A 4,519-nucleotide genomic window follows, 5' to 3' on the forward strand; every position below is an offset into this window, starting at 1 on the left:
CATCGCCGGTCTGCTGGCGCAGGGGCTGGACGGCGTCCAGGCGGCGGCGTTCGGGGTCTATTTGCATGGACTGGCCGGTGAACGGGCGGCTCTTCTCCGGGATAATCCGGCGTCGGTTATCGCTTCGGACATTATTGAGGCGCTCTGATTCAGAGCAGCAGGCAGAGCAGCGGAACGAACAGGGCGAATACGGGCAGCAGCTCCGGAATGTGTTCACCGGCTAACTGGGTCAAGCGGAACAGGAGCAGCACGGCTATTCCGGTGAACGCGTTGTTTACCCATCCGCTTCCCTGGTCGTGAGCGAGCCACAGGCCCGCGCCGAATCCGGCAAGGACATATAGGATCAAGAGGACGGCTCTTGATCCGGTTCCCGTCAGTCTAAGCAGGCCGTCAGCCAGCAGCGAGACGGTAAGAGCATAGGAGTATACATTGTATGCCGGCGAAGCCAGCCAGCCTGCGGCGGCATCAGGCGCGGCAAGTGAGATCAGGCCCAGCAGCGTGAAGGTCAATCCGGCAGCTGACAGTTTGCTCAGCGCATACATGCCTGCTGTCAGGCGGACGGACGAGAAGTTATTGGTGCGTACAGGTTTCATCTACCGACTCTCCTTTGGCAAAATAGGCTGTAATCTGCGTCTTAAAAGACGCCGTTAGCCGGTTCTTCTTATGGTATATTTCTATGCATACGCCCAAGGAAGGGTGACCGCCTGAGCGGCGGATCGCTAGGCAACCAGCGATAATAAAGGGGGAGCCGCATGACGGCATTCGATAATTGGCAGGACCTTACCTATTTGAAAAATGGCTCGGCGGTCCAGCGGGAGGTTAACGGGAAGCCGCGCGTCGTTGCGCGTTTTACAGCAGGGAAGTGGCCTGTGGAAATCTTCGGGCAGCCGGTACCGGTGAACAGGCAGAACGGCTATATCCATATGTCTGTCGAAGCCCGAATTTTAGACATATTGGGCGAGGGCTTTCGGGAACGGGTACGTCTGCTGAAAGCGGAAGGAATCAAGACGGAGCCCGCCTTTGCGCAGCTTCTGGCACTGGAAGGCGATCCTTATGAAGCGCTGCTTCAGCTTGAACCGCTGGATAGGCGGGAACTTGAGGCGCTGTGCCGGAAGAGTTGGCCTAAGTTGGCAGTGCAAAGAAATGAAAGCAGAATTGAAATTCCATGAAAATGATGGTAAAAGTGTGGGGGGTGACGGCATACGTGGGAATGGTGGTCCGCAAGGCGTCGAACAAGGATGCTCCGGCCCTGGCCGGGCTGATGGAGCAGCTTGACGGCAAATCGCATTCTGTGCGGGATATAGAGCTTCGGCTGGATTTTATTGAAAAGAGTCCGATTGAAGAGCTTTTTGTATGCGAAACCTCAGCGTCATCGGAGGAGGGCGAGGGATCGGCTTTCCCCGAACGAGAAACGAATGTCCATATTGGGGCGCCGGCCCTCCTTGGCTGTCTTGGATTTCGGCTGAGGGAAAACATAGAGGATCTAACCCGATATGGGGAAATTTCACTGCTGGTGACGGACAAGGCTGCTCGGAGGCAGGGCGTTGGCAGCAGGCTGATGGCGTTTGCGGAACAAATAGCGGCGGAACGCGGCTGCAAAGGTACCTGGCTTGTCAGCGGAACCGCCCGGGAAGAGGCGCATCGTTTCTACCGGGAGCTAGGCTATGAGATAACGGGTTACCGTTTCGTAAAGCGGGGAACGGAGAACTGATTATTTTGCATGGGGAAATTGGGGGAGAATGATGATTTACAGAGAGATGACGAAGGAAGATTACGACGCGGCCTATGGGCTGTGGGAGAATACCGCAGGCATGGGACTTAGCGCGGCGGATTCGCGGGATGAGATTATCCGCTTTCTGGAGCGCAACCGCGGCCTCAGCCATGTATGCATCGCTCCGGATGGAGGGATTGCCGGTACGGCGCTGTGCGGGCATGATGGGCGGCGGGGATTTTTGTACCATGTGGCTGTAGGCGGCCAATACCGGGGAAAAGGCATCGGGCGCGAACTGGTCACCCGCTGCCTTGATCGGTTGCGTTCGGAAGGCATCGCCAAATGCCACCTGATGGTCATTGGGAGCAATGCGGGCGGACAGCGGTTCTGGAGCGGAATCGGCTGGGAGCTTAGGGACAGCATTTTGCTGTACTCGCACAGCACCTGATGCTGCCGGTTCTTTTTTAAGGAAAGGGGCTGCTTATTTGGTATTTGCGTGGTGTCCGGCGTCCGATGAATAGTCTGCCATCCGTTGTTCGACAAATTTCACAGTTTTTCGGCCGTTAAAGTATAATAGTAAGGCAATGATTCTCTTTGCTCTGAAATGGACGAAGCGGGGAAACCGAATGCGGCATTGTGAGATTTGGAAGAAAGCGGAGGCTTAAGCATGCGGTTTAAGGATGTATTTTCTATTATAGGGCCGGCGATGGTCGGGCCATCGAGTTCCCATACAGCGGGTGCGGCCCGCATTGGCCGGGCGGCCAGACAGCTGCTGGGAGAAATGCCGCGACAGGCGGAGGTTATCTTCTTCGGGTCGTTTGCGGCTACGTATCAGGGGCATGGTACGGACCGGGCGATTGCCGGGGGGCTGCTGGGTTACTCAACGGACGATCTGCGGCTGCCGGAATCCATCGAAATTGCTGAAAGCAGCGGCATGGAAATTTCGTTCCGGCAGGGAACTGGCTTATTTCCCCATCCAAATACAGTGCGGCTGCAGCTCACCGGAAGCACCGGGGAGCTGACGCTTACAGGCATATCTATCGGCGGCGGCAATATCGAAATTATCGATATCGACGGCTTCAGCGTCAGATTGTCCGGAATGTATCCGACTGTTCTGATCCATCATATGGATTATCTCGGCGTGCTGGCAAGCGTAACCGATACGATGCGCCGGGGACAGGTAAATATCGGGCATATGTCACTAGACCGTAAGAACCGCAGCGGAGCGGCGCTGACCGTGCTGGAGCTGGATGAAGTTCTGCCTCAGGAACTGCTGCGGGAGCTGGAAGAACTGCCTGCGGTGAAATCGGTAAAGCTGATCTACCTGGATGAAAGCTCGAAAGACAAGAATGGAGAGGGGCGGAGCTTATGAACTTTCAAACGTTAAGCCAGCTCGCCGTTCTGGCGGAACAACGGGCTTTGAGCATTGGCGCTCTGATGGTGGAAGAGCAAAGCGCCGAATCCGGACGGTCAGCCGAACATGAATTTGCCAAGATGAGGGAATATTACGGAGTAATGAAAGAAGCTGTCCGGCGGGGAATGCAGGAGGATACGACCTCGCGGAGCGGACTTACGGGACAGGGCGCCCAGCGCGTCGGCGCCTATAACGCCGCGAGTGAATCCTGCCTTGGCGGCCCGGCTGGGCAGGCGATGGCCTATGCGCTCGCCGTCTCGGAGGTGAACGCCTCGATGGGGCGCATCATCGCCACGCCGACGGCCGGGTCCTGCGGCATTATTCCCGGTGTATTCCTAAGCTGCCAGGAGCGCTTCGGCTGGGACGACGATTACATGACGTACGGTCTGTTTGCCGCCGGAGCCATTGGCTATGTTATCGCCAATAATTCCTTCGTCTCCGGTGCGGAGGGAGGCTGCCAGGCCGAGGTCGGCTCGGCGATCGGGATGGCGGCGGGAGCGCTGACCGAGCTGCGCGGCGGCACTCCGGCTCAGGCGGTACATGCCGTGGGCCTGGCGCTGAAGAATACGCTCGGGCTGATCTGTGATCCGGTCGGTGGATTGGTTGAAATCCCCTGCATTGTCCGCAACGGCTTCGGCGCTGTGACAGCGCTGGCCGCGGCGGATATGGCGCTGGCGGGAGTGCGCAGCGTCATTCCATCCGACGAGGTAATTAAGGTTATGCTGGAGGTGGGCTCGGCCATGCCGGAGATTCACCGCGAGACGGCCGGCGGAGGGCTCGCCCAGACGCCGACCGGCCGCAAAATCATGGATGATTTGCGGCGCAAATAGAGCGGACTACAGCAAATTGAAGCGGCGGAGCTGCTCCCATTGCCCCTCCCGCTTGAGGATTTCCGGCTGCCTTGGGCCGATGAGATCGAAATGGGGGAACGGCGGCCGGTTGTGAATGCGCTCCGGCGGCAGTCCGTTGGTTCTGCACCAGTCGGCAAGGCGATCCAGGTCGCTGCAGCCGACTTTGGTCACGGTCGTCATGCCGGGAAATCTCGGATCGAGCCAGAAATGGGTCAGGAAGGCGATCTCCCCTGCGGAGACCGCTTTTTTCCATCGGTTCAATTCTTCGCGTTTAATGCCAAAAGCCATAGCGGGTTCATCCTTATCTATGTGTAGAGTCATAATGAAAGGAGGACAAATGATGAATGGACAGAACAGATCGGATATCCGCCCAGGGCTTGAAGTGGATATCGTGCTAAAACAGGACCAGGCCTCGGGCAAGCTGACCCGGGGTACGGTCAAGGATATTTTGACGAATTCGCCCCGTCATCCGCACGGCATCAAGGTAAGGCTGACGAGCGGCCAGGTGGGCCGGGTCAAGCATATCTTGGGGCCATAGCATGT

The 4,519-nt window shown here is 57.5% G+C and carries 8 protein-coding genes; 6 read left to right on the forward strand and 2 right to left on the reverse strand.

Features of this window, described 5'->3' with window-relative positions; all coding sequences use genetic code 11:
- Positions 1-149: 149 nt before the first annotated feature.
- Positions 150-593 (reverse strand): hypothetical protein, encoded by a 444-nt coding sequence (locus L691_RS0121190; RefSeq protein WP_025692338.1) that lies wholly within the window; start codon positions 591-593, stop codon positions 150-152.
- A gap of 159 nt (positions 594-752) precedes the next feature.
- On the opposite strand from L691_RS0121190, the gene L691_RS29670 reads away from it, so the two are divergent.
- From L691_RS29670 to sdaAA, 5 genes are all read left to right on the forward strand, one after another.
- On the forward strand, positions 753-1,169 hold the full coding sequence (locus L691_RS29670; protein ID WP_025692339.1) for a DUF4269 domain-containing protein: 417 nt from the start codon (positions 753-755) through the stop codon (positions 1,167-1,169).
- Between the two features lie 5 nt (positions 1,170-1,174).
- The gene (locus tag L691_RS0121200) at positions 1,175-1,711 is read left to right on the forward strand and encodes a GNAT family N-acetyltransferase (protein ID WP_408634778.1); all 537 of its coding nucleotides are present in this window, start codon (positions 1,175-1,177) and stop codon (positions 1,709-1,711) included.
- A 28-nt stretch (positions 1,712-1,739) separates the two neighbouring features.
- The gene (locus tag L691_RS0121205; RefSeq protein ID WP_332249106.1) at positions 1,740-2,159 is read left to right on the forward strand and encodes a GNAT family N-acetyltransferase; all 420 of its coding nucleotides are present in this window, start codon (positions 1,740-1,742) and stop codon (positions 2,157-2,159) included.
- A 219-nt stretch (positions 2,160-2,378) separates the two neighbouring features.
- The gene (gene sdaAB, locus L691_RS0121210; RefSeq protein ID WP_025692342.1) at positions 2,379-3,083 is read left to right on the forward strand and encodes an L-serine ammonia-lyase, iron-sulfur-dependent subunit beta; all 705 of its coding nucleotides are present in this window, start codon (positions 2,379-2,381) and stop codon (positions 3,081-3,083) included.
- Positions 3,080-3,955 (forward strand): L-serine ammonia-lyase, iron-sulfur-dependent, subunit alpha, encoded by an 876-nt coding sequence (gene sdaAA / locus L691_RS0121215; protein WP_025692343.1) that lies wholly within the window; start codon positions 3,080-3,082, stop codon positions 3,953-3,955. The genes sdaAB and sdaAA overlap by 4 nt, the downstream gene beginning before the upstream one ends.
- Before the next feature lie 6 nt (positions 3,956-3,961).
- Here the strand turns inward: sdaAA and L691_RS0121220 are convergent, their stop codons facing one another.
- Entirely contained in the window at positions 3,962-4,264 is a 303-nt protein-coding gene (locus L691_RS0121220) for a hypothetical protein (protein ID WP_025692344.1), read from the reverse strand.
- Between the two features lie 52 nt (positions 4,265-4,316).
- On the opposite strand from L691_RS0121220, the gene L691_RS0121225 reads away from it, so the two are divergent.
- A complete protein-coding gene (locus L691_RS0121225) occupies positions 4,317-4,514 on the forward strand; it encodes a YwbE family protein (protein WP_025692345.1) in 198 nt (65 codons plus the stop codon).
- Positions 4,515-4,519 lie beyond the last annotated feature (5 nt).

Source organism: Paenibacillus zanthoxyli JH29 (genome assembly GCF_000520715.1).
Taxonomy (GTDB): Bacteria; Bacillota; Bacilli; order Paenibacillales; family Paenibacillaceae; genus Paenibacillus_AQ; species Paenibacillus_AQ zanthoxyli.